Below are 21,731 nucleotides of genomic sequence, written 5' to 3' on the forward strand. Positions count from 1 at the left end.
GGACGTTTAGCCGGCCAGCAGCCTGCCCCACCTTGGTGCGAGCAAGGGGGACCCGGCAAGTTTGAGGCAGTGCCACAGTGTCACGGCCACGGAGTCCAGCACCGGAACGCCGGTCTCTGCCTCCACTTCCGCCGCGATGTTGGCGCCGTACAGGTTGGTGCAGAGGTAGACCAGGGCATCCGGCCGGGCTGCGGCCAGCTCCAGCGAACCCGGCCGCATCTCGTCGTCCGTGACCCGGGCGAACGACTCGTTGTCGCTGAGCCCCAGGGCGCGGTGGCCGATGGTTTTGATGCCGTCCCGCTGGTAGGAGTCCATGACAGCGCGGTTGACGTCCTCCGTGTACGGCGTGAAAAGCCCGATCCGCTCCGTGCCGAAGGACTCGAATGCCTCCAGGTAGGCGAGCGTGGACGTGGTGGCCGGGACGCCGGTCGCGTCGGTGATTTCGGCGACCAGCTCCCGGTCGTGGTCCGCGCCGAGCCACGAGCCCGAGGTGCCGTTCCAGGCGATGACGTCCACGTCGGCCGTTGCCAGCAGCCCGGCGGCGGTGCGCATGACGGCGGGGTCGAACTGCTTGTCCGAGGAGTCATCCAGGGCGATCCGGGTGACGGGGATCCGGGTGAAATGGATGGTGACGTCGTCCCGGTCGCCGAGGATGCGGTAGCTCTGCGGCTCCAGGCAGGTATTGGAGGACGGCACGATCATGCCGATGCGGGTTTTGCGTGTTACGGAAGGCATGGTGGTCCTACTTTGCTGCTGAGAGGATTGCGGGGGTCAGCGGTGACAGGGCGTCGCGGTGTTCAGTGAAGCCGCCGCGTGCCACGAAGCGGCCCACGGGGCCGGGATCCTGGAAGCCGGCACCGTCCACCACCACGCGCCCGGCGGAGACGACGACGGCGGGCCAGCCGGTCAGTGCCTTCCCCTCAAACGGCGAGAAATCAGTTCCCATGTGCAGCGCACCGCCGTCGACGAGGCGTTCTGAAGCGGGATCGAAAACGACCAGGTCGGCGTCGAACCCTTCCACGATGGCACCCTTGCGCGGCAGGGCGTTGATCCGGGCCGGGCCCGCGGAGAAGACCTCCACGAAGTCCTCCACGGAGCCCCCCGATTCGGAAATGAGGGCGGTGAAGGTGACGGGCATGCGGGTCTCGACGCCGGGGAGGCCGTGCGGCATGAAGCGGACGTCGTCGGTGCGCTCGCGTTTCTGCGAGAGGTCGTAACAGGAGTGGTCCGAGGCCACCGTATGGATGGCCCCGGCCGCGAGGCGTTCCTTGAGGGCGGCCACGGTTTCGGCGCTGCGCATGGGCGGGCAGCAGGCATACCACTCGGGGAAGGCGCCGCCGTAGACGGTGTCGTCCAGGGTCAGGTAGTGCGGGCAGGTCTCGGAATAGGCTTCCTGGCCGCGCCCGCGGGCTTCGGTGACCAGGTCCACGGCCCCGGCCGTTGACTGGTGCACGAAGTACACGGGCGCTCCGGTGTATTCGGCCATGGCGAGGGTTTCCTTGACGGAGGTTTCCTCGGCCAGCTCCGGCCGGGTGCGGTGCAGGTGTTCGATCCCGATGCGGCCGTCCGCGGCGTGCTGTTCGGTGCAGTCGGCAATGATGGCGTCGTGTTCGGCGTGGATGTAGGTCAGGCCGTCCAGCCGGACCATTTCACGCATGACCTTCAGGATGGTGTCGCCGTCGGCCATGGTGGAGCCGCGGTTGGTGGTGTACATCTTCACGGAGCGCACACCCTCGGCGGCGAGCCGCTCCAGCTGCCACGGCACGGTCTCGTCCCAGCTGACCACGGAGCCGTGCAGGGCCACGTCGCAGCGTGATTCGGCGGCCAGCCGCTTCTTGTTCAGCACGGCGTCCAGCGGGGTTTCCTGGGCATCGCGGGGAATGCCGAAGTCGATGATGGTGGTGGTGCCACCCCACAGCGCTGCCGTGGAGGTGGTGCGGTAGTCGTCCAGGGTCCGGAAGCGGCCGGTCACCTGGGCCACGTGGCAGTGGGCGTCAACGCCGCCAGGGATCACCAGCTGGCCGCTGGCGACCACGGTGCGGACGGCCTCGGGCACGGGCTGGGCGGCATCGATAAGCTGCACGATGCGGCCGCCGTCGACCACCACATGGGCGGCCTGCCGGCCGAAGCTGTTGACCACGGTGCCGTGGGCGATGACGAGATCTGGGGTGCGGGACATAATTGTCCTCCTACTTCTGCGTGACTGGTCGTGCGGCCGGGGCGGTGACGTTGGCCTGCGCGGCGGCGAGGGCGGCGTCGAGGTTTTCGGACAGTCCGCTGCGGCGCTTGACGGGCGGCGGCGCGAAGGCGCCCTGGCGGTGGAATCCGGACTGCAGGGCGACGACGGCTTCGGTCATCCGGATGCCTGCGGAGATGCCGTCCACCACGGGAACGGGGATCTGCCCCTCAAGGTCGCGGGCCAGTCCGGCGAGCGGGGCACCCGCGAGGATCACGACGTCGGCGCCGTCCTCCGCGACTGCCTGCCGGCTGAGCGCCAGGAGGGTGTCCTTGAAGTCGGCCTGCACGGAGCCGATCGAGGTCAGGCTCTGGTTGATGGACCGGATCGAGGCCAGGCGGCCGCCGAGACCGAAGTGTTCGACGCAGTCGCGGTACCAGGCGGTGATGCGGTCTGAGATGGCGATGATGGAGAAGCGCTGGCCCTGCAGGGCGGCGGCGCAGAGGGCAGCCTCGGTGATGCCGATGACCGGAACATCCACCATTTCCTTGAGGGCCGGCATGCCCGGATCGCCGAAAGCGGCTACGACGATGCCGTCCACCTGGCCGTGATACTCGGCGATGATTTCGGCGACGGCGCCGGCGGCGATTAGGGATTCAAAGCGGGTTTCGATGTATTCGACGCCGTGCCCGGCGGTCCGCACCACAAGCTCGGTGTCAGGTCCGGCCGAGCGCACGGCTTCGGCCTCGATCAGGGCGGTGACGTCGTTGCTGATGTTGGGGTTGATAACGAGGAGTTTCATGTTCGTTTCCGTTGGAGGGTGAGTTCGGCTGCGGGGGAGTCTTCGGGGAACTGCTCGCGGTACTTACCGATGTGCGACGCCGATTGGACGGCTGCGCGTTCCGGGTCGCCGCTGGCGATGGCCCCGTAGAGCTCACGGTGTTCCTGGATCAGTTCCGGGAGGTCGCTGACGTGGCGGAAGAGCCAGTGCATACGGCCCTGGAGGGGTTCCAGTGCCGAACGCAGGAAGTCGTTGTTGGCGATGCGGGTGATGGCATCGTGGAATTCGCTGTTGGCGCGGTGGGCGTCCATGATGGCGCCCTTGGCGAGGCAGCGGTCCGCCTCGTCCAGGAGGCCCTGGAGCTGCTCAAGGTCTGCCTCGGTGGCGCGGGCGGCGGCCAGGCGGCAGGCGAGGACCTCGAGGGACTGGCGGACGTCGAAGAGGTCTTCCACGTCCTTGGCGCTCAGTCCGCTGACTTCCATGCCCCGGGAGGCGCGGTCCCGGATGAGGCCTTCCTGGCGGAGCATCCGGAGGGCTTCCCTGACCGGGAGCCGGGAGACGTTGAATTCCGCGGCGAGGTCGCGTTCCACGAGCCGGGTGCCGGGCGCGTAATGCCCTTCGAAGATCCTGGTGCGCAGGGTATCGCGCACGGCTTCGCGCAGGGGGCGGTCCGTGTTGGGGTTCTCAGGTGCAGCCAGCATCTTTGCTCCATTCGTGGTTTTTGAGTGACTCTACGTCCTCGGCGGCATCCATTTCTGTTCAGTCCGCCCGCCGGGAACTGAACGGGGGAGGGCTGAAGCGGCCAAACGCCCGTTCCAGTACCGCGGCCACGGCCAGGACCTCGCGGTCGCGGTAAGGCCGGCCCACCACCTGGATGCCTACCGGCAGCCCTTCCTCGGACAGCCCGCACGGGACCACTGCCACCGGGAAACCGAGGATGCTGATGGCCCGGCAGCACGATCCCAGTTCGGTCCAGGGAATGTCCTTGCCGCTGACGGTGAAGCTCCCCACCCGGGGATCCGACGCCGGCACGCTCGCCACCGGGAGGAGCAGGATGTTGTGCTCCTCCATGAAGCCCAGGACCCGCGCGCGGATGGCATCGCGTTCCGCGGCGGCCTTGCGGTACTCGACGACGGTGCTGGAGTTTGCGCCCGGTGTGGCACCCAGCAGGGACGTGCGGAGGTTGGCGCCCAGCTGGTCCTCGCGGCCCGCGGCAAGCTCTACAACTTCGGGCATTCCCTCGGCCGTCCGCAGGGCCACGAAGGCAGCCGCTGCCCGCTCGAGGCCCGGCGGCCGGCCGTGCGTTGTGGGGAGGCCGAGGCCCTCAAGAACTTCCGCGGCGCTACGGACAGCGGCCACGAGATCGTCCCGGACGGGGAAGGTGCCTTCGTCCTCGGACCAGGCCGCGGTGATGCCGGCCAGGGAATCCACCGGACCGCCCAGGGGCACCGGCACGGTGGAGGGATCGACGCCGTCCGGCCCCGCGAGGATGCCGAGCAGCACGCCCAGGTCATCCACGCTGCGGGCCAGCCAGGCCACGGTGCCCAGCCGGTGCAGGGCGGACATCGAGTTCGGCGCGGGAAGGCTGCCGTCCGCCGGCGGAACGTACGGCAGCAGCCCGGTCTCCGGGACCAGGCCCGGGGTGGGGCGCAGGCTGGTGATGCCGGTGCAGTGCGCGGGCCAGCGGATGGAGCCGCCAAAGTCGGTGCCGAGCCCGAAGGCACTCATGCCCGAGGCCACTGCTGCGCTGTCCCCGCCCGTCGAACCGCCCGACGTGAGGCGGGTGTCCCAGGGGTTCCAGGTGTCTCCGAAGATCGGGTTGCGGCTGTGCGTTTCCACCGCGAATTCCGAGCAGTTGCTCTTGCCCAACAACACCGCGCCTGCCTCCTGCAGGCGGCGGACCGCCGTCGCGGACTGCTCCGGAACGTAGTCCCGCAGAAGGGGACTTCCCGCCGTCGTCCGCAAACCCTTGGTGGCCAGCGTGTCCTTCACCGTGAACGGGACCCCGTGCAAGGGGCCAAGGAACCGGCCCTCGGCCGCGGCGGCATCGGCTGCCTCGGCTTCCTGCCGCGCCAGCGGGTTGAGGGTGACCACGGCGTTCAGGCCGGGATTCTCCTGGGCGATCCGTTCGAGGTGCAGTTCCAGGCATTCGACGGCGGTCAGCCGGCGTTCCCGCAGGGCGAGGGCCCACTCGACCATGGACAGGCCGGTCAGCTTTTCGCTGGTGGGCTCCGCGGGAGGCAGGACGGTGCTGTTCATTTGCGGACCTCTACTTTGCCGGGGCGGTGAGCTTGCCGGCGTCGGTCATGGCGATCTTGGATGTTTCCTTGGCAACAAAGACGCAGTAGACCATAAGCAGCAGGGCCGCGGAGAGGTACCCGGCCACGGAGAAACCGGTGCTGGTCAGGGTGATCAGCTGGATGGCGATCAGCGGGGCGAAACCGCCGCCGAAGACGCCCGCCAACTGGAAACCAACGGCGGCGCCCGTGTAGCGGACCTTGGTGGGGAACAGTTCGGGGATGAAGGACGCCACGGGGGCGTACATCGCGGCGACGATCACCAGGCCGATGGCCGGGGCGATCATCACCAGGAACGGATCCCTGGAGTTGAGCATCGCGATGAACACGAAGCTGTAGATGATGCCGGCTACGGCCCCGCCGATCATCACCGGGCGGCGGCCAACCTTGTCCGAGAGCGCACCGAACAGCGGGATGGCGATCATCTGCGCGACGGCGGAAACGGTGGAGGCTGCAAGCGCCAGGCTCTTGGGCAGGCCGAGGTGTTCGGTGCCGTAGACGAGGACGAACAGGGCGAAGATGTAGAACGCGATGTCGCTGCCGATCCGGGCGCCTACGGCCAGGGCCAGAGCCTTTTTGTAGTGCGTGAACACGTAGAGCAGCGGGGCCTTGACCTCTTCCTGCTTCTTCTCGCCGGCCTTCTTCTCTGCAGCTTCGAAAACGGGGGATTCGGCGAGCTTCATCCGTATGTAGAGGCCGATGGCAACCAGCAGGAAGCTGATCAGGAACGGGATGCGCCAGCCCCAGGACAGGAAGGCGTCCTTGGCGAGAACGGAGGTCATCAGGGTGAAGATGCCGGTGGCCAGCAGCAGGCCGGTGGGGGCCGCGCTCTGGACCAGGCTGCCGAAGAAGCCGCGGCGGCCGCTCTTGTCCGATTCGGTGACCATGAGGGCGGCGCCGCCCCATTCGCCGCCGATGCCGATGCCCTGCAGGAAGCGCAGGGAGACCAGCAGGATCGGGGCCCAGACGCCGATGTTCTCGTAGGTGGGCAGGAGTCCGACGGCGGCACTCGCCAGGCCCATCAGGAGCAGGGTGGTGACCAGGACGTTCTTCCGGCCGATCTTGTCACCGAAGTGGCCGAAGATCGCGGCGCCCAGCGGCCGGACGACATAGCCAACAGCGTAGGTGGCCAGGGCCAGCAGGAGACCGGTGGCCGGGTCCGAGCCGGGGAAGAACAGGATGGGGAAGACGATGGCTGCTGCTGTGCTGTACGCGAAGAAGTCGTAGTACTCAAGGGTGGTGCCGACGAAGCTCGCGGCGACGACCCTCTTCATTGAGTTCCCGCCGCCCTTCGTTTGGGCGTTGGAAACGGAATCTTTGGTTTGGGAGTTGATCGACATTTAGCCCTCCTGGGCGGTGAGTCGGTGATGCAGGACCGGGTGGGAATTGGGGTGGGAAGTGAGGATTTCTCCACCGAGTGCTGATTTGGGATCCCAAATATGACGGTAGATCGTGGACGGGTCCATGTCAATGGTTTTGGGATCCCAAACCGGTTTTGGGACGTGGTGCGGGCGCCTGGCGCCGGTTCAGGGTTAGACCGGGAGGCGCTTGTTGTAGTTCAGGGTCAGCACGGAGGCGCCCATGATGATCGCGGACCCAACAAAGTACAGCAGCGCCCACGTGTAGGAGCCGGTGGCCCCGACAATCAGGCCCACCACGATCGGGGTGACGAAACCGGCGATGTTGCCGCTGAAGTTCATGGCGCCGCCCAGGACTCCGGCGTTCGTCCGGCCGCCCAGGATGGAGGGGATGCTCCAGAAGAGGCCCACCCAGCGGAGGAAGAACATGACCACGGACAGCAGCACAACCGCCGTCGTCGGGTCGGCCACGATGGTGACGCCCACCAGGCCGCCAATGACCACAACGCTGGAGATGCCCAGCAGGGTGCGCATGACCAGGTTGGCCGAGGCGCCGGAGTTGCGCCACTTGTCGGCGATGTGGCCGCCGAGGATTTCGCCGACGAAACCGGCTCCGAAGATCACGAACGTGGACCAGCCGATGGTCTTCAGGTCAAAGCCCTTGGCCTGGGCGAGGTAGAGCGGGCCCCAGGTGAGCAGGCCATAGAATACGCCGTTGAAGCCCAGCCAGCCGAAGCACATGGCCCAGAAGGAGCGGAACTTCAGGTAGGGAAGCAGGGCGCGCTTGCCCTTGCTGCCGTCGAGTTCGGCTTCGGCGTCCTCGGCGGCGTGGGAGGCCTCGATGTACTCGGCCTCGGCGGCGTTGACGCCGCGGTGCTGGCGCGGATTGTCGCGGACATACCACCAGACTGCGAGGCCCATGAGCACGGTGGCCGCACCGGCGATGACGAAGGAACTGCGCCAGCTGCCGGTGGCGGCGATGAGTCCGGCGATGAGGATACCGCCCAGGCCGGCGCCGAGCGGTGCGCCGGCATCCAGGATGGTGGCACCGCGGCCGCGCTCGGACTTGTGCATCCAGATGGCGTTGAGCTTGCCGCCGGCAGGCATGACGCCTGCCTCGGTGACCCCGATGCCGAGGCGGGCGATGAACATGCTCAGGAAGCCGCCGGCCATGCCGGAAGCTGCCGTTGCGGCGCCCCATCCAACGCACGATGCCGTCATGACCTTGCGCGGACCGAACTTGTCGATCAGCAGGCCGACCGGAATCTGCATCAGGGCGTACGTCCAGAAGAAGGGGGACAGCAGGAGGCCCACGAGCTCCGGGGCGAGGTTGAATTCCTTCTGGATGATGGGCAGCGCCACGGAGATGGAGCCGCGGTCGATGTAATTGACGGCGACGAGAACCAGCAGCAGCAGGAACAGCTTCCAGCGGACGTTGGTGCGCCGTTGCACGCCGTCCTTCTGCTGCTCGTCGCCGGTCGCAGGATTCAGGGTGTCGTCAGCGGGTGCTGTTTCGGTGTTCGGAATGGACACAGCTTCTCCTTCACGGGGAAGTTACGGATGGGGAACGGATCCGGGATTGGAAAGTAAGGCCCGCGGGGTGGGCGGGGATTGAAGAGCGAGGCTTCGGATGGCTCCTTGGGGAGCGCCGGAAAGTGTTTGCATATTTGGGATCCCGCTTTGGGATCCCGCTTTGGGATCCCAAAATCAAAGTTAGGAGTGACCCGCGCCACTGTCAAGGGTTTTCTGTAATTGCGCCGGCGCGGGCCTTAAATACGGATTGTGACTGGCCGGGCTAGCCCTTTGCTGCCGCTGTAGGCCGGTGCGCCAGGATTTCGGCGAGCTCCGCGAGCCGGTGTGCCCGGGCTGACTCCGCGGGCGTGAACGGTTCGCCGGGCCGGACGAAGGTGAGGGGTCCGTGCCAGGCGGTGGGGACTTTCAGGCGCGTGCCGGCGTCGTGCTTTTCCAGGACCGCCTCCGCCGGGGTGAGGATCCGGGCGCGCAGCAGTTCTGCCACTGCAAGCGGAAGTTCGTCCGGTGCGTCGGCGATCCTGGCCGCCAGGCTCAGCGCCTTCGTCTGGCCATCTGCCATCGCCAAGGCGGTGGTGGGCCATACGTGCGAGCGGGAGCCGCCGCCGTCGTGCAGCGCATCCAGCAGCTGGCGCTCGCTGAGGTTTCCGGGCGCGGACAGCACAAACTCGTCCAGCACGCCGCCGGCCACGGGGTGGACGTGGATGCTGAGGATGTTGGTGTCCAGGCGGGCCAGTGCCCGGGTGATTTTCTGCAGCGAGCCCGGCTGGTCCTGCAGCACCGTGCGCGCCCGCCACAGCGACGGGGCCTTGCCCAGCTTCCTGCGGTGGCGCAGGGCGGGTGCGTGCAGCCAGCCCCGCAGGATGCGGGCAGCGGACGGCTCGGCCACCCAGATCACCAGGATGGTGGCCGTGAGGGTGAGCACCAGCACCTTGGCCAGATAAGGCAGATGCGTCCCCACCACCAGGGCGTGGACGAGAAGCTCGATGGGAAGCATCACGGCGATATTCGCCACCGTAAGGCGGGCCTTGGTCGGTTCCGGCATCAGGCCGCAGACTTCGCAGCTCAAATCAGCCGCGGCAGGGTTGCTTGCGGTGGGCTTCATGTCTCAAGGATCACGTGGTGCTGTTTCGGGGGTGTTGCCCCGCCGTTCCGATCGTGGGAACGGTCCGCAACGTAGGATTTACCTGGACGTCAGTGCGGCCGCCCGTCAGATGCAGACTGCAGGAAGGCGCCCGACCCCCGTGAAGATGATGGCTGAGATGTTCAGCATTGCTCCCGGCAACAAGGACCACCACCCGGCCCTCCGGTGCGCCGTAGGTGTGTTCATTCCGCTCCTCACGCTGGTGCTGCTGGGCCGCCTGGACCTCGCGATCTTCGCGTCGTTCGGCGCGTTCACCGGAATCTACGGCCGCGGCGAACCGCACGGCACGCGCTTTGCGCTGCAGCTCCGTGCCGGGCTCCTGATGCTGCTGATCATCCTGCTCGCGTCACTCGCCGCCCGTGCCGGAGGGGTTCTGGGGCTGGATGAGTCCGGCACCACGTGGCTCCTGGTCCTGGCCACCACGCTGGTGGCAGGCGGCTGCTCGGTGGCCATCTCCTGGTTCCGGCTGCGGCCGGCGGGTTCCCTGTTCCACATCTTCGCGTTCGCGGCCATTGCCTCCATCCCCAACCAGCCGCCGCTCGCCGAAGGCATGCTGGTGGCCGTGCTGGTCACCGCCTTCTGCCTGCTGATTGGCTTCTCGTCACGGGTGCTGCCCAGCCACCGCACGCCCTGGGCCTGGCCGCGCCCGCTCCGCCGCACCCACGATGAGCGCCGGGCGGCATGGCTGGAAGGCGCCGGCTACCTGGTGGCTGCCGGGCTGGCCGGGACTCTGGCCACGTGGGCCGGGCAGTGGCTGGGGTTCGGCCATAATTACTGGGCCATGGTGGCCGCCGTCGTCCCTCTGGTGGGGCACACCACCCGGCACCGTGTCCGCCGCGGCGTGCAGAGAATCATCGGCACGGTCCTGGGCCTTTTGGTCATGGCCGGAATCCTTCTCCTGGGCCTCGAGCCGTGGCAGACCGTGCTGGTCATGGCCCTCTGCCAGTTCGGCGCCGAAATGTTCATCATCCGCCAATACCTGGTGGCGCAGGTCTTCATCACGCCGCTGGCCCTGATTTCCACCCTGCTGGTGGTCCCGGCCTCCCCGGCCATCCTGCTCCGGGACCGCATCATCGAGACCGTCATCGGTGCCGCCGTCGGCATTGCCGTGGTGCTGGCACCCACCCTCTGGCGGCGGCTCCGGCGGGCGTGACGCCCGGCTACTCGCCCGGCAGGTCCGCGGACTGCCCGACGGCGGCGGGCCGGGCGCGTGCCGGGGTAATGGTGTGGGGGACGGTCACCAGCGCCACAGCGGCAATGACGGCCGCTGCCGCGAAGGCGTAGAACCCCCACGGGTACGCGATGCCAGCGGCAACCAGAGTTCCGGTGACGGCCGGACCCATGATGGCGCCGAACCGGCCCACGCCGGCCGCGAAGCCCAGGGCGGTCGCGCGGAGCCGGGCAGGGAACAGCTGGCTGACCCAGGCGTAGACCAGCACCTGGGAGCTGAACACAAACACGCCCGTGACGAACACCGCGGCGTTGAGCAGCAGTTCGCTCTGGATTTTGACGCTGAGGATGGCCAGCAGCACGGCAGAGAGGCCGAACCAGAGCAGGACGATCTTCTTGGTGCCGTGCTTGTCGGCGAGGATGCCGGCCACCACCAGGCCAACCACGGCGCCAACGTTCAGGACCAGCAGCAGCACCAGGCCGGTGCTGACGGTGTAGCCTGCGGCGGCCATCAGCTGCGGCAGCCACGTGTTCAGGCCGTACACGAGCAGAAGGCCCATGAAGGAGGCGACGGCGATGGCCACAGCCACCAGCGGGTAGGGCTTTTTGGCGAGGTCCCGGAAACTTGCGCGCTGTTCGACGGCGGCGGGTTCCGCTGGATGTTCCTCCGCCGCTTCCCCGGGAGACTTGGCCTGGCTGGCATGTGTGTGCACCGGGGGCAGGGTTTCGGGGAGCTTGAACCAGAGGAACGGCACCAGGGCGAAGCCGGCCAGGCCGCCCACCACAAACATGATCCGCCAGTCCGGAACCACAAGGATGGCCAGGAACGCCGTAGCCACGGCGCCCACGTGGTAGCCCGTCATGGTGCGGGTGGTGGACTTGCCGGCGTTGCCGGCCGGGGCGTAATCGTTCATGTAGGCAAGCGCCGCGGGCAGGCAGGCGCCGAGGCCCAGCCCGGCCAGCAGGCGGAAAATGCCAAAGACGGCAACATTGGGGGCGAACACCACGGCGATGGTGAAGATGGAGAACCAGAGGACGCAGGCCACCAGGAGCCGGCGCCGGCCGAACCGGTCGGACAGCGGAGCGATAAAGAGCGCCCCGATCCCCACACCCACCAGTGAGATCGTTGCGGCATACGTGGCGCCCACGGCGTCGAAGCCCAGGTCCTGGGTTTTGATCAGCGTGGGGATGACGGTGCCCAGGACCACAAGGTCGAACCCGTCAAGGACCATGGCCAGCCAGCAAAGCCACACGGGCCATTTGGAGCGGTGTTGAACTGGCGTCATTGGCATTGCAAAACCTCGGTACATCGTGGATGGAAAATCGTGGCGGCACCCGGGCCGCGGGCGCGGCAGTGCAACCTCACTGAGAGTTGTATCACCGGGGAGTGTAATCTGGGACAAGTTTCACCATTCAATGGAAGCGATGGGTTATGGCTAATTCAGTCTCGGGCGATTCCGTGGTGGACCGTGTAGTGCGGGTGATCTCCGCCTTCCCCGAGGGGGTCAGCAGCCTCCAACTGTCCGATCTGGCCGCCCGCGCGGAGCTCCCGCTCACCACCGCGCACCGGCTGGTCCGGCAGCTGGCCGCCCACGGCCTGCTGGAGACCGGGGCGGGCGGAACCGTCCGGCTGGGGCTGCGGCTATGGGAGCTGGTGAACCGCAACTCACCCACGTTGGCGCTCCGGCAGGCCGCCATGCCATTCATGGAGGACATCCAGCAGGTCCTGAACCAGAACGTGAACCTGGCTGTCCTGGACGGCTGGGAAGCGCTCTTTGTGGAACGGCTGTCGCACCGCGGATCAGTGGCCAACCGGGCCAGGGTGGCGGGAAGAATGCCCGTCCACATCTCCTCCGCCGGGCTCGCCCTGATGGCCCACCAGGGGAAGGCGCTCCAGGGCGAATACCTCGACCAGTTTACGGACCCGGCCGGCAAAGTCACCCGGGAAACCGTGCGCGGACTGCTCAGCGAAACTGCCCTCCAGGGCTTCGCGCAGCTGGCCGGCGTGGTTGATCCGGACACGTGGGGCATTGCCGTGCCCGTGCTGGACGGACGGCAGCGCTCGGTGGCGGCGCTCGGCGTCGTGGTTCCTTTGCGGGAGATGCGCCTGCAGGCTCTGGTTCCCGCGCTGCAGACTGCCGCGCGGGGCATCGCCCGGCGCCTCGGTGACTAAAGGACACCGAACTAATCTTCCGCTGAATGGAATTGGTGTTACGCCTGTCACGCCTCCGGTTGCACACTGATAGCCAGACGCACCCACCAGGCCCACAATCACCAAGGGCCCCGCAACGAAGCGAGAACACGCCATGGCAGCACGCAAAGTCATCACCACCCAGGTGGCCATCATGGGCGCCGGTCCCGCCGGGCTGATGCTTTCCCACCTGCTGGCCAAGGCCGGCATCGACTCCACCGTGGTCGAGGTCCGGAGCCACAAGGACATCTCCGAAACAGTCCGCGCCGGAATCCTGGAGCACGGCACGGTCAACATGCTGGTGGACGGCGGCGTCTCGGACCGTGTGCTGCGTGACGGCGACCGGCACGACGGCATCGAGCTGCGGTTCAACGGCGAAAGCCACCGCGTCGACTTCAAGGACCTCGTGGGGGAGTCCGTCTGGCTCTACCCTCAGACGGACGTCTTCCTGGACCTCGCCGCCCGCAGGAAGGCCGACGGCGGCGACGTCCGCTACAGCGTCACGGACACCACCGTCCACGACCTCGAAGGCAAGCCGAAGGTCTGGTTCACCGACGCCGACGGCGTGGAATGCGAGATCCAGGCAGAATTCGTGGTGGGTGCCGACGGTTCCCGCAGCCACTGCCGCTTCCAGATTCCTGAGGCCAACCGGAAGTGGTACTTCCACGAGTACCCGTTCGCCTGGTTTGGCATCCTGGCAGAGGCCCCGCGCAGTGCTGATGAGCTGATCTACGCCAACTCCGCCAACGGTTTCGCCCTGATCAGCCAGCGCACCGAGTCCGTGCAGCGGATGTACTTCCAGTGCGATCCCAAGGAAAACGTGGCCGACTGGGACGACGACAGGATCTGGGCCGAGTTCCGCAGCCGGGTCAACGGCAACGGATTTGAACTCAAGGAGGGCCCGGTCATCGACAAGATGGTCCTGCCGTTCCGCAGCTTTGTGCACACCCCCATGCGGCACGGCAACCTGTTCCTGGCCGGCGACGCCGCGCACACCGTTCCGCCCACCGGCGCCAAGGGCCTGAACCTGGCCATCCACGACGTCAAGGTGCTCTTCGAAGGACTGGACAGCTACTACAACTCCGGCTCGACCCACCTGCTGGACACGTTCAGCGACCGCGCCCTGGAGCGGGTGTGGAAAGCCCAGCAGTTCTCCTACTGGATGACCACCATGCTGCACACGCCGGTGGACGCGGACGACTTCTCCCGTGCCCGCCAGCTGGGCGAATTGAACTCCGTGGTGTCCTCCCGGCACGGCATGGCCTACCTGGCCGAGGCGTACACCGGCTGGCCCGGCGCCCAGTAGCAGCGGGGCGCCCCTCACCGGCCCGCCCCTCAGGGTGCCAGCAGCCGCCGGATGGCCGACGCGATGGCCGCAGCGTCCGGCTGCTCGTGCCGCCTGACGGTGAGCAGGTGCAGCAGCACGCCGTCGCCGTAGTCCGCCGCGTCCCGGGCCCGCGCCGCTGCGTCTGCCACGCCCAAGGCGGCCAGTGCCTGCTCCAGGCCTCCCACGAGCCGGAAGTGGCCGGCAGTCACCGCCTCGGGGTTGTCCAGGGACAGGGCCAGGCGGGCACGGGTGAGACCCGCGTGCTGCCCGGCCAGCGCCAGCACCATGGCAGCCAGTTGGGTTGCCAGCTCCTCAATGTCCTTCGGCGGCCCGGCCCGCCCCTGGTCCTGAAGGAGGGCGCCGTCCAGCTGCTCCAGGCGGTCCAGCACCGCCTCGACGAGGGCGGCGCGGTTCCGGTAGTAGTTCGACGTCGTTCCCTGGGGCAGCTGCGCCGCGGCGTCCACGGCCCGGTGGGTGAGGCCCTTCATCCCCTTGTCCGCCACCACGGTCAAGGCGGCGTCCAGGAGTTCGGTCCGGCGGTCAGGCATGGGCCTAGTGTAATTGGCCCCTTCCCAGTCACTACAAAAGTAGTAGAATAGCGCCCATGGACGCGATCTCGATCGTTGGCGGAGGAATTGCCGGGCTGGCACTGGCTGCCTCCCTGGACCCAGCGCGGTTCCACGTGACCGTTTACGAAAAGCGGCCGGAACTGCCCACCGTCGGCACCGCGCTGGGGATGTGGCCCAACGCCCAGCGGGCGCTGGCGCTGCTGGGGGTCCTGGAAGAGGCGCGCGCGGCAAGCCCGGTCCTTGGCAGCGCGTCGGTCCGAAACGCCGGGGGTGAGCCGTGGGTTACCGTCGACGCCGGGGAGATGTTCGGTATTTCGCGGATTGACCTGCTGCGGCTGCTCGATGCAGCCGTGCCCGCGACCGTCCGCCGGATTACCAGCCATGTCAAGGCCCCTCCGGCCGACGGCAGCCTGGCGATAGGGGCCGACGGCGTGCACAGCGTGGTCCGTCGCGGGGCCTGGGGTGCCCGCACCGCCGCCCGGCTGACGCCATACTTTGCCCTGCGCGGGACCGTGGCTTCCCCGGTCGACCCGGACCACTTGGGCGAATACTGGGGCCGTGGCGATCTGTTCGGCATCGTTCCCTCGCTGGACGGGTTTTTCTGGTACGCCAGCTACCGGTCCGGGCTTGGCCCCTATGGCATCGATGTGGCCTCAGCCCTGGAACAGGCACGGGAGCGCTACGCCGGGCACGCGCCGGCCATCCGCCGGGTGCTGGCCGCCGCCACTCCCTCGGACTCCCTCGCGCAGCGCATCTGGACAACCCCATACGTTGGTTCCTTCGTCCGCGGCAGGACTGTCCTGGTGGGCGACGCCGCGCACGCGATGCTCCCCACCCTCGGCCGCGGCGCGTGCGAGTCGTTGGTGGACGCGGTAACGCTGGCCGACCTCCTCAACACGCTGCCCGAAGACCAGGCGCTGCGTGCCTACGACCGGCAGCGGCGGCTGCGGACCCGGGCACTGAGCCTGGCGGCCGCGGCGCTGGGACGGGTCGCGTTTGCGGAAGCCGCCCAGCCTCTGCGGGACCGCCTGCTCGGCGTTGCCCGACGACGCAACGCACGTGCCGCCGTCGTCAGTCCTGGGCGAGGGTCTCGGTGAGGTGGTGCGTCGGGATCCTGTCCCGGTCATAGGTGATCTCGGTGTAGCCGTGCGGCTCGGGCTTGCCGGACGGACTGAGGTTCACAAAGACGATCTCCTCAATGGTGAGGATGCTCTGGCGCGTGATCATGTTGCGGACCTCCGCCCGCATGGTCAGCGAGGTGCGGCCGAAGCGGGTGGCCGTCAGGCCCATCTCGATCAGGTCGCCCTGGACAGCGGAGCTGACGAAGTTGATTTCGGAGATGTACTTGGTCACCGCCCGGCCGTTGCCGAGCTGGAGGATGGCGTAGATCGCCGCCTCCTCGTCGATCCATTTCAGCAGGCTGCCGCCGAACAGCGTCCCATTGGCGTTGAGGTCCTCCGGCCGGACCCATTTGCGCGTCCGGAAAGTGATGTCTGCTGATTCCATACGGTGAGGTTAGCCGACGGCGGCGGGCGGAACGCACTGGCCGGCGCAGTGTGACGCCGGCCGCCGCCCCGCCTGGCGCCGCACTGATCAGGCCATGGCCGTGTGCGCGGCGCTGTGCGAGTCGATGGTCTTCGCGTAGCAGTAGGAATGCGCCACGCCGATGTACGGGCCGAAGTTGGGCACACCCTCAAATCCGGAGTTTTCGTAGAAGTTCCGGCCATCCGGCTGCGCCGACCCCGCCTCGGCCTTGATCCGCGTGATCCCCTGCTTGTACGCCTCGGCTTCGAGGGCCGCCAGGATGGAACTGGCCACCCCCGAACCCCGCGTGTAGGGGAGAACGTAGAGCCGCTTGATTTCCGCCGTGGAGGAATCCAGCAGCCTCAGGCCGCCACAGCCCACCGGCTGCCCGGAACCCTTGTCGTACGCGACCAGGAACACGGCGCAGTCAGCGGACGACGGCGGCGGGCCGGGTTCGTGGTCAGGGGTGCCAAAGCGGGCGTCCAGTTCCGCCTGCTGGGCCCGGCGCAGGTCGGCACCTACGGGGTTCGACCAGGTGACCTGCCTGATGTTGAGTCGGGGATTGGTCTGCATGGCTGCCTCGTTTCGCCGAAGGGTTATGCCTGACAAGCCTAAGAGGGCACGGTTACCGCGGTGTTTCCTTCGCGTAAGCGCCCAGAGAACAGTCAGCGGCGCCGCACTTCATCTGCGGTGCGCGCATCTGTTGCGCGGTTACTGCCGCACAAGCGTGCGCAGGAGCTTCAGCGCCACGGAGATGGACGCAATATCCACCTGGCCCGGCCCCGTCACCTCGGCAAAGGTGTCCTTGATCCGTGCCAGCTGCTCCTGGTGTCCGCGCTCCCACGCCACGATGCGTTCCACCGCGTCGGGTCCGCCTGCCCCGGGCGCCGGACTTGCCTGCATCACCGAGACCGTCATGTCTGCCACGGCCGAGTAGACGTCGTCCCGCAGCGCTGCCCGGGCGAGCGTCTCCCAGCGGCTTTGGCGCGGCAGGTCCGTGATGCGCAGGAGCAGGCCGGCGGCGTCGATCCTTTGGAAGACCGCGTAGTACAGGTCCGCGATGGTGGGGATGGGCTCCTGCACCTGTTCGGACACCAGCGAGATGTCCAGGAGGCCGAAGCTTTCCAGGAGATCCGAGGCGCGTGTGCCCAGGTCCCGCGGCAGGCCCACGCTGTCCCAATGCGACAGGCGCCCCTGCACCCGGTCGATGTCGGAGCCCCGGAGGTAATCCGAGGTGCGCGTGCGCAGCAGCTCCAGGCTGGGCATGATCCTGGCCAGGGCCGCCGCGATGGGCTGGTCCCGGTGGTCATGCGTGACGTACCAGCGGGTGGCCCGGTCAAGGACCCGGCGCATGTGGATGGCTACTTCCGCGGCCTGGTCACTGGGGAAATCCGGCGGCAGGGCAGCAAGCCGCTCCATGATCCAGGGCAGGTCGTAAGCCTCGCGGGCCACCACGAATGCCCGTGCCACCGCGGCTGCCGTGGCGGTCGTTTCCTCCTTCGCCCGGAAGGCAAAAGTGATTCCGCCGAGGTTGATCATGTCGTTCGCCACCACGGTGCAGATGATCTGGCGGCGGAGCGGATGCGAGTCCAGCTCTGATTCGAAGCGCTCCGATACCTGGCGCGGGAAGTAGCTGCGCAAGGTTCCCTTGAACCACGGGTCATCGGCCAGGTCACTGGACGTCAGTTCCTTGGCCAGCTCGATCTTCGCGTAGCCCGCAAGCACGGACAGCTCCGGCGAGGTCAGCCCCTTGCCGGACCGGAGCCGTTCGCGCAGCTGTTCGGTACTGGGGAGGGCTTCCTGCTCGCGGTCCAGTTCCGAGGCGTTCTCGAGCCAGTCCATGGTCCGTTCGAATCCGGGACTCCATTCGAGCACCAGGTGCCTGTCGTTGAGCAGGAGGACGTTCTGGTCCGCATTGTTGGCGAGCACCAGCCGGGACACTTCATCCGTGAGGGAGTGCAGGTACTCGCCGCGTTCGGCTGCCGGCATACGCCCGTCGGCGATCATTCTGTCGATGAAGATCTTGATGTTGACCTCGTGGTCCGAACAGTCCACGCCAGCCGAGTTGTCGATCGCGTCCGTGTTCAGCAGGGTGCCGCCGAGCGCCGCCTCGATCCGCCCGCGCTGGGTCACGCCCAGGTTGCCGCCTTCAACGATGACCCGGGCGCGGACCTGGCTGCCGTCGATCCTGATGGGGTCGTTGGCTTTGTCGCCCACGTCCTGGTGCCGTTCGAAGGACGCCTTGATATAGGTTCCGATCCCGCCGTTGTAGAGCAGGTCAACGGGCGCCCGGAGGATGGCCTGGAGCAGGGCGTGCGGCGGGAGGGCTGACGTGCCGGCGGGCAGGCCGAGGCAAACCCGGACCTGCTCGGTGATGCCGATCGCCTTCGCAGTTCGAGGGTGGACGCCGCCGCCCTCGCTGATCAGTGAGGGGTCGTAGTCCGCCCAGGACGAGCGGGCCAGGTCAAAAAGCCGATGGCGCTCGCGGAAGGAGGCTTCGGCGTCGGGCGTGGGATCGAGGAAGATATGGCGGTGGTCAAAAGCCGCCACCAGCCTGATGTGGCGCGAGAGCAGCATGCCGTTCCCGAACACATCACCGCTCATGTCCCCTACGCCGGCCACGGTGAAGTCCTGAGCCTGTGGATCCATGCCCAACGCCCGGAAGTGCTGCTTCGCCGATTCCCAGGCCCCGCGGGCCGTGATGCCCATCTTCTTGTGGTCGTAACCCACGGAGCCACCTGAGGCGAAAGCGTCCCCGAGCCAGAAACCGTACTCGTGCGCCACGGCGTTGGCCGTATCGGAAAAGGCGGCAGTTCCCTTGTCAGCAGCCACCACGAGGTAGTAGTCGTCCCCGTCATGGCGCACCACGTTGGGTGGCGTCACTATTTTTTCACCGGCCGGTGAGGCCACGAGGTTGTCGGTGAGGTCCAGCAGTCCGCGGATGAAAATCCGGTAGCACTCGGTTCCCTCCGCCAGCCAGCCCGCACGGTCCACCGCGGGGTCCGGCAGCCGCTTGGGGTAGAAGCCGCCCTTGGCACCGGTGGGGACAATGACGGAGTTTTTCAGGTTCTGCGCTTTGACCAGGCCCAGGACCTCCGTGCGGAAATCTTCGCTCCGCTCGGACCACCGCAGCCCGCCGCGGGCCAGTTCGCCGAAGCGGAGGTGGACCCCTTCAACCCGGGGTGAGTAGACCCAGATCTCATACTTCGGCCGGGGGAACGGGGCGTTGAGGATGGCAGCCGGTGTCAGCTTGAAGCTCAGGTGCGGCTTGTCCTGGAAGTAGTTGGTGCGGAGGGTGGATTCCACCAGGTTCATGAAGGTACGCAGCAGCCGGTCGGCATCCAGGACAGGCACGGCCTCGATGGCCGCCAGGACTTCGGTGCGCGCCGCGGCCGTTTCCCGGAACCGGGCTGCAGAGTCCAGGGCGGGGTCAAACTTTGCCTGGAACAGGGCGAGGAGGGCGTGGGTCGCCCGCACGTTGGTTTTCAAGGTGTCGGCGATGAAGCCGTAGGAATTGGTGGTCCCCAGCTGCTGGAGGTACTTCGCGTAGCTGCGCAGGATTGCCGTCTGCCGCCATTCCACGCCCTCCCTGATGACCAGCGCGTCGATCGCGTCCGACTCGATATCCCCGCGCATCGCGGCGCGGAAGGCATCGGCCAGGAGCTGGCTCGTGGCTTCGGGGTCCACGCCGGCGGGGTACCGCACGCCCAGGTCGTACAGGAACAGGTCATGGGCGGAACCGCGCCGGATCTCGAATGGCCGCTGGTCCAGGACCTCCAGGCCCAGGTTGTGCAGGAACGGCAGGATCTGGGTCAGGCTGCGCGGCCGCGTCAGGTAGAGCCGGATGCGGGCCTCCTCCGGGGCGCCGCCTGACCGGGACACCCTCAGGAGCGGATCGCCGTACGGTCGGCCGCCGGTGCCGTCCAGGTCGAAAGCTTCGAAGTTGGTGATGTCCCGGACCGCGTCCTCCAGCCGGTAGTCCGCCCGGTATGCCGGCGGAAACGCATCGGACCACAGCCGGGAGATCCGCGCGGCCTCGGTTGCCGGGAAGCGGTCCCGGATGAGTTCGTCAAGGCCCTCCGGCCACGAGCGGGTGGCAGCGATCAGGTCCCGCTCCAGCTGGGCAGGGTCGACGCCGGCCGGACCGCCGACTGCCGCCCGGACCCCCGCCGCTGATTCGTCCGCGGGGGTACCCGCAGTCCCGATGCGGAAGAAGATCCGCGCCATCGGGGATTCGGACAGCCGCACCTCGAATTCGATCGAGGCCGCGTTGAAAGCGTGCGTGAATTCCTGCTCCATCAGGAGCCGGACCGCGGTGCTGTAGCGCCTGCGCGGGAAGAAGACGAGCGCCAGCACGAACCTGCCCAGGGTGTCGGTCCGGAGGAACAGCCTGGTCTGGCGGAGCTGCTCCGCGCGCATGATTTCACGTGCCAGCCGGCTGAGGTCAGCGATGCTGATCTGGAAGAGGACCTCGCGCGGGATTGCCTCCAGGGCGGTCACCAGGTCCTTGGCCTGCTGCGAACCGGGCGCCGCCCCGAGCCGGTCCCTGACTTCCTCCAACTTTTCCCGGATCACCGGAATGCGCCGGACGGACTGGTGCTCGGCGCTGGGTGTGAAGAGACCGAGGAACCGGTGTTCCCCATCGGCTTTCCCTGCCGGGTCGAAGATCTGCAGCCGGATCTCGTCCAGGTATGCGCCCCGCAGGACTGTGGACCGCACATCTGACGTGGCCAGCGCCAGGACCCGGGGTTCAGCCACGACGGATTTCCCCCGGCCGGGGCCGGCTTCGGTATCCGCAACGGAGGAGGCACGTGGCCGCCGCCGCAGCCCAAGCCCCGAGCCCGGGCGGACCGCGGGCCTTTCCGGACCTCCCGCCGTCGTCAGTTCATGCCGGCTGTAACCCAGGAACACGAAGTTGCCCTCCGCCAGCCAGCGGAGCAGGTCACGGAGCTGCCGGGCTGTCGGTACAGCGTGGGGCGGTGCGTGCTCCGCAGAGACTTCGGCTTCGGCCAGTTTGCCGTGGATGGCAGCCTCATCGAGGGCTACCGCCCGCACGTCCGCCACGACCTCCAGCAGCCTTTCCGTCAGATCCCGGGCGGCGGCAGCGTCGGCGAGCCGCCCGATTTCCATGCCGATCCAGACCTCAGGTGTTGCGCCGTCAGGAGCGGCGGCGCCGGAAACCAGCCCTTCCCGCACCTGGCCCGGGCGGACTTCCAACAGCGCATGGGTAGCCGGGTCGCGGCGGACCAGGAAGGTGGGGTGGACCAGCTGGCGGATCGGTGTGTCTTCGCGGGTGAGCTCCGCCGTGACGGACTGGACCAGGTACGGCAGGTCTTCGGCGACCACCGCCACCACGCTGGTGTCCAGCTCGCTCAGGATCCCGACGGCGGCCTCTCCCGGATGCCGGCGGGACGCCAGTTCCAGGTGGTGGGCTGCCCTGGCGCGGAGGGTTCCGGGGTCGTAATTGTGCAGGTCTTCGGCTGCCACGTGGCCATAGTAGGCGGCGACGAAATCCGCGTCGGGTTCCAGCGAACCTGCGGGAGTCTCTTCAGATGTCCGTGCCATGCCACTGCGCCTCCACTGCGCGGTGAGCCACCGGGATAACGCTCCCCGCGCCTACCCTTCATCATGGCCGGAGGCGCCGGTGCCGTCCAGTGCGGATCA

17 protein-coding genes are annotated in these 21,731 nt (G+C 67.7%); 4 read left to right on the forward strand and 13 right to left on the reverse strand.

From position 1 onward, the window contains the following. Positions 1-6: 6 nt before the first annotated feature. The 8 genes from ABV518_RS06520 to ABV518_RS06555 all read right to left on the reverse strand — a co-directional run bounded on the left by ABV518_RS06520 (position 7) and on the right by ABV518_RS06555 (position 9,247). Positions 7-735, reverse strand: coding sequence for an aspartate/glutamate racemase family protein (locus tag ABV518_RS06520; protein ID WP_367766033.1), 729 nt, complete (start codon positions 733-735; stop codon positions 7-9). A 7-nt stretch (positions 736-742) separates the two neighbouring features. Next, complete coding sequence (locus ABV518_RS06525) at positions 743-2,179, reverse strand: amidohydrolase family protein (protein WP_367766034.1); 1,437 nt, start codon at positions 2,177-2,179, stop codon at positions 743-745. A 10-nt stretch (positions 2,180-2,189) separates the two neighbouring features. Then, the gene (locus tag ABV518_RS06530; RefSeq protein ID WP_367766035.1) at positions 2,190-2,978 is read right to left on the reverse strand and encodes an aspartate/glutamate racemase family protein; all 789 of its coding nucleotides are present in this window, start codon (positions 2,976-2,978) and stop codon (positions 2,190-2,192) included. Further along, the gene (locus tag ABV518_RS06535) at positions 2,975-3,658 is read right to left on the reverse strand and encodes a GntR family transcriptional regulator (RefSeq protein WP_131131949.1); all 684 of its coding nucleotides are present in this window, start codon (positions 3,656-3,658) and stop codon (positions 2,975-2,977) included. Before ABV518_RS06535 ends, ABV518_RS06530 begins: the two co-directional genes overlap by 4 nt. 58 nt (positions 3,659-3,716) lie before the next feature. Beyond that, a complete protein-coding gene (locus ABV518_RS06540; protein WP_367766036.1) occupies positions 3,717-5,216 on the reverse strand; it encodes an amidase in 1,500 nt (499 codons plus the stop codon). A gap of 10 nt (positions 5,217-5,226) precedes the next feature. Further along, positions 5,227-6,594 (reverse strand): MFS transporter, encoded by a 1,368-nt coding sequence (locus tag ABV518_RS06545; RefSeq protein WP_367766037.1) that lies wholly within the window; start codon positions 6,592-6,594, stop codon positions 5,227-5,229. A gap of 192 nt (positions 6,595-6,786) precedes the next feature. Further along, positions 6,787-8,145, reverse strand: a complete 1,359-nt coding sequence (locus ABV518_RS06550) for an MFS transporter (RefSeq protein ID WP_367766039.1) — start codon at positions 8,143-8,145, stop codon at positions 6,787-6,789. A 262-nt stretch (positions 8,146-8,407) separates the two neighbouring features. Further along, positions 8,408-9,247, reverse strand: a complete 840-nt coding sequence (locus ABV518_RS06555; RefSeq protein ID WP_367766040.1) for an ACT domain-containing protein — start codon at positions 9,245-9,247, stop codon at positions 8,408-8,410. Between the two features lie 139 nt (positions 9,248-9,386). Between ABV518_RS06555 and ABV518_RS06560 the strand changes: the two genes are divergently transcribed. Beyond that, positions 9,387-10,439 (forward strand): FUSC family protein, encoded by a 1,053-nt coding sequence (locus tag ABV518_RS06560; RefSeq protein WP_367766041.1) that lies wholly within the window; start codon positions 9,387-9,389, stop codon positions 10,437-10,439. A gap of 7 nt (positions 10,440-10,446) precedes the next feature. Here the strand turns inward: ABV518_RS06560 and ABV518_RS06565 are convergent, their stop codons facing one another. Next, positions 10,447-11,748 (reverse strand): MFS transporter, encoded by a 1,302-nt coding sequence (locus tag ABV518_RS06565; RefSeq protein WP_367766043.1) that lies wholly within the window; start codon positions 11,746-11,748, stop codon positions 10,447-10,449. A 140-nt stretch (positions 11,749-11,888) separates the two neighbouring features. Here ABV518_RS06565 and ABV518_RS06570 point away from each other — a divergent pair, with 140 nt between their 5' ends. Both ABV518_RS06570 and ABV518_RS06575 read left to right on the forward strand, forming a co-directional pair. After that, on the forward strand, positions 11,889-12,629 hold the full coding sequence (locus tag ABV518_RS06570; RefSeq protein ID WP_367766044.1) for an IclR family transcriptional regulator: 741 nt from the start codon (positions 11,889-11,891) through the stop codon (positions 12,627-12,629). Positions 12,630-12,762: 133 nt separating this feature from the next. Further along, positions 12,763-13,953, forward strand: coding sequence for a 4-hydroxybenzoate 3-monooxygenase (locus ABV518_RS06575; protein WP_367766045.1), 1,191 nt, complete (start codon positions 12,763-12,765; stop codon positions 13,951-13,953). A gap of 29 nt (positions 13,954-13,982) precedes the next feature. On the opposite strand, the gene ABV518_RS06580 is transcribed toward ABV518_RS06575, so the two are convergent. Beyond that, positions 13,983-14,522: a TetR/AcrR family transcriptional regulator gene (locus ABV518_RS06580; protein ID WP_367766046.1), complete on the reverse strand. Its 540-nt coding sequence runs from the start codon at positions 14,520-14,522 to the stop codon at positions 13,983-13,985. A 56-nt stretch (positions 14,523-14,578) separates the two neighbouring features. Here ABV518_RS06580 and ABV518_RS06585 point away from each other — a divergent pair, with 56 nt between their 5' ends. After that, a complete protein-coding gene (locus ABV518_RS06585) occupies positions 14,579-15,640 on the forward strand; it encodes an FAD-dependent monooxygenase (protein WP_367766047.1) in 1,062 nt (353 codons plus the stop codon). Here ABV518_RS06585 and ABV518_RS06590 read toward each other — a convergent pair. The 3 genes from ABV518_RS06590 to ABV518_RS06600 form a co-directional block, all read right to left on the reverse strand. Continuing rightward, complete coding sequence (locus tag ABV518_RS06590) at positions 15,615-16,049, reverse strand: acyl-CoA thioesterase (RefSeq protein WP_131131939.1); 435 nt, start codon at positions 16,047-16,049, stop codon at positions 15,615-15,617. The genes ABV518_RS06585 and ABV518_RS06590 overlap by 26 nt on opposite strands. 87 nt (positions 16,050-16,136) lie before the next feature. Continuing rightward, positions 16,137-16,640 (reverse strand): GNAT family N-acetyltransferase, encoded by a 504-nt coding sequence (locus ABV518_RS06595; protein WP_131131938.1) that lies wholly within the window; start codon positions 16,638-16,640, stop codon positions 16,137-16,139. A 138-nt stretch (positions 16,641-16,778) separates the two neighbouring features. Further along, complete coding sequence (locus ABV518_RS06600) at positions 16,779-21,632, reverse strand: NAD-glutamate dehydrogenase (RefSeq protein ID WP_367766051.1); 4,854 nt, start codon at positions 21,630-21,632, stop codon at positions 16,779-16,781. Between the last annotated feature and the right edge of the window lie 99 nt (positions 21,633-21,731).

The sequence above is a fragment of the Arthrobacter sp. HS15c genome, from assembly GCF_040812005.1.
Classification (GTDB): Bacteria; Actinomycetota; Actinomycetes; order Actinomycetales; family Micrococcaceae; genus Arthrobacter.

Bases quoted from the DNA above. Each gene is read 5' to 3' on its own strand.
- ABV518_RS06570 (WP_367766044.1), top strand. From the start codon at position 11,889: ATGGCTAATTCAGTCTCGGGCGATTCCGTGGTGGACCGTGTAGTGCGG.
- ABV518_RS06580 (WP_367766046.1), bottom strand. From the start codon at position 14,522: ATGCCTGACCGCCGGACCGAACTCCTGGACGCCGCCTTGACCGTGGTG.
- ABV518_RS06590 (WP_131131939.1), bottom strand. From the start codon at position 16,049: ATGGAATCAGCAGACATCACTTTCCGGACGCGCAAATGGGTCCGGCCG.
- ABV518_RS06545 (WP_367766037.1), bottom strand. From the start codon at position 6,594: ATGTCGATCAACTCCCAAACCAAAGATTCCGTTTCCAACGCCCAAACG.
- ABV518_RS06565 (WP_367766043.1), bottom strand. From the start codon at position 11,748: ATGCCAATGACGCCAGTTCAACACCGCTCCAAATGGCCCGTGTGGCTT.
- ABV518_RS06575 (WP_367766045.1), top strand. From the start codon at position 12,763: ATGGCAGCACGCAAAGTCATCACCACCCAGGTGGCCATCATGGGCGCC.
- ABV518_RS06520 (WP_367766033.1), bottom strand. From the start codon at position 735: ATGCCTTCCGTAACACGCAAAACCCGCATCGGCATGATCGTGCCGTCC.
- ABV518_RS06595 (WP_131131938.1), bottom strand. From the start codon at position 16,640: ATGCAGACCAATCCCCGACTCAACATCAGGCAGGTCACCTGGTCGAAC.
- ABV518_RS06535 (WP_131131949.1), bottom strand. From the start codon at position 3,658: ATGCTGGCTGCACCTGAGAACCCCAACACGGACCGCCCCCTGCGCGAA.
- ABV518_RS06530 (WP_367766035.1), bottom strand. From the start codon at position 2,978: ATGAAACTCCTCGTTATCAACCCCAACATCAGCAACGACGTCACCGCC.
- ABV518_RS06540 (WP_367766036.1), bottom strand. From the start codon at position 5,216: ATGAACAGCACCGTCCTGCCTCCCGCGGAGCCCACCAGCGAAAAGCTG.
- ABV518_RS06555 (WP_367766040.1), bottom strand. From the start codon at position 9,247: ATGAAGCCCACCGCAAGCAACCCTGCCGCGGCTGATTTGAGCTGCGAA.
- ABV518_RS06585 (WP_367766047.1), top strand. From the start codon at position 14,579: ATGGACGCGATCTCGATCGTTGGCGGAGGAATTGCCGGGCTGGCACTG.
- ABV518_RS06525 (WP_367766034.1), bottom strand. From the start codon at position 2,179: ATGTCCCGCACCCCAGATCTCGTCATCGCCCACGGCACCGTGGTCAAC.
- ABV518_RS06600 (WP_367766051.1), bottom strand. From the start codon at position 21,632: ATGGCACGGACATCTGAAGAGACTCCCGCAGGTTCGCTGGAACCCGAC.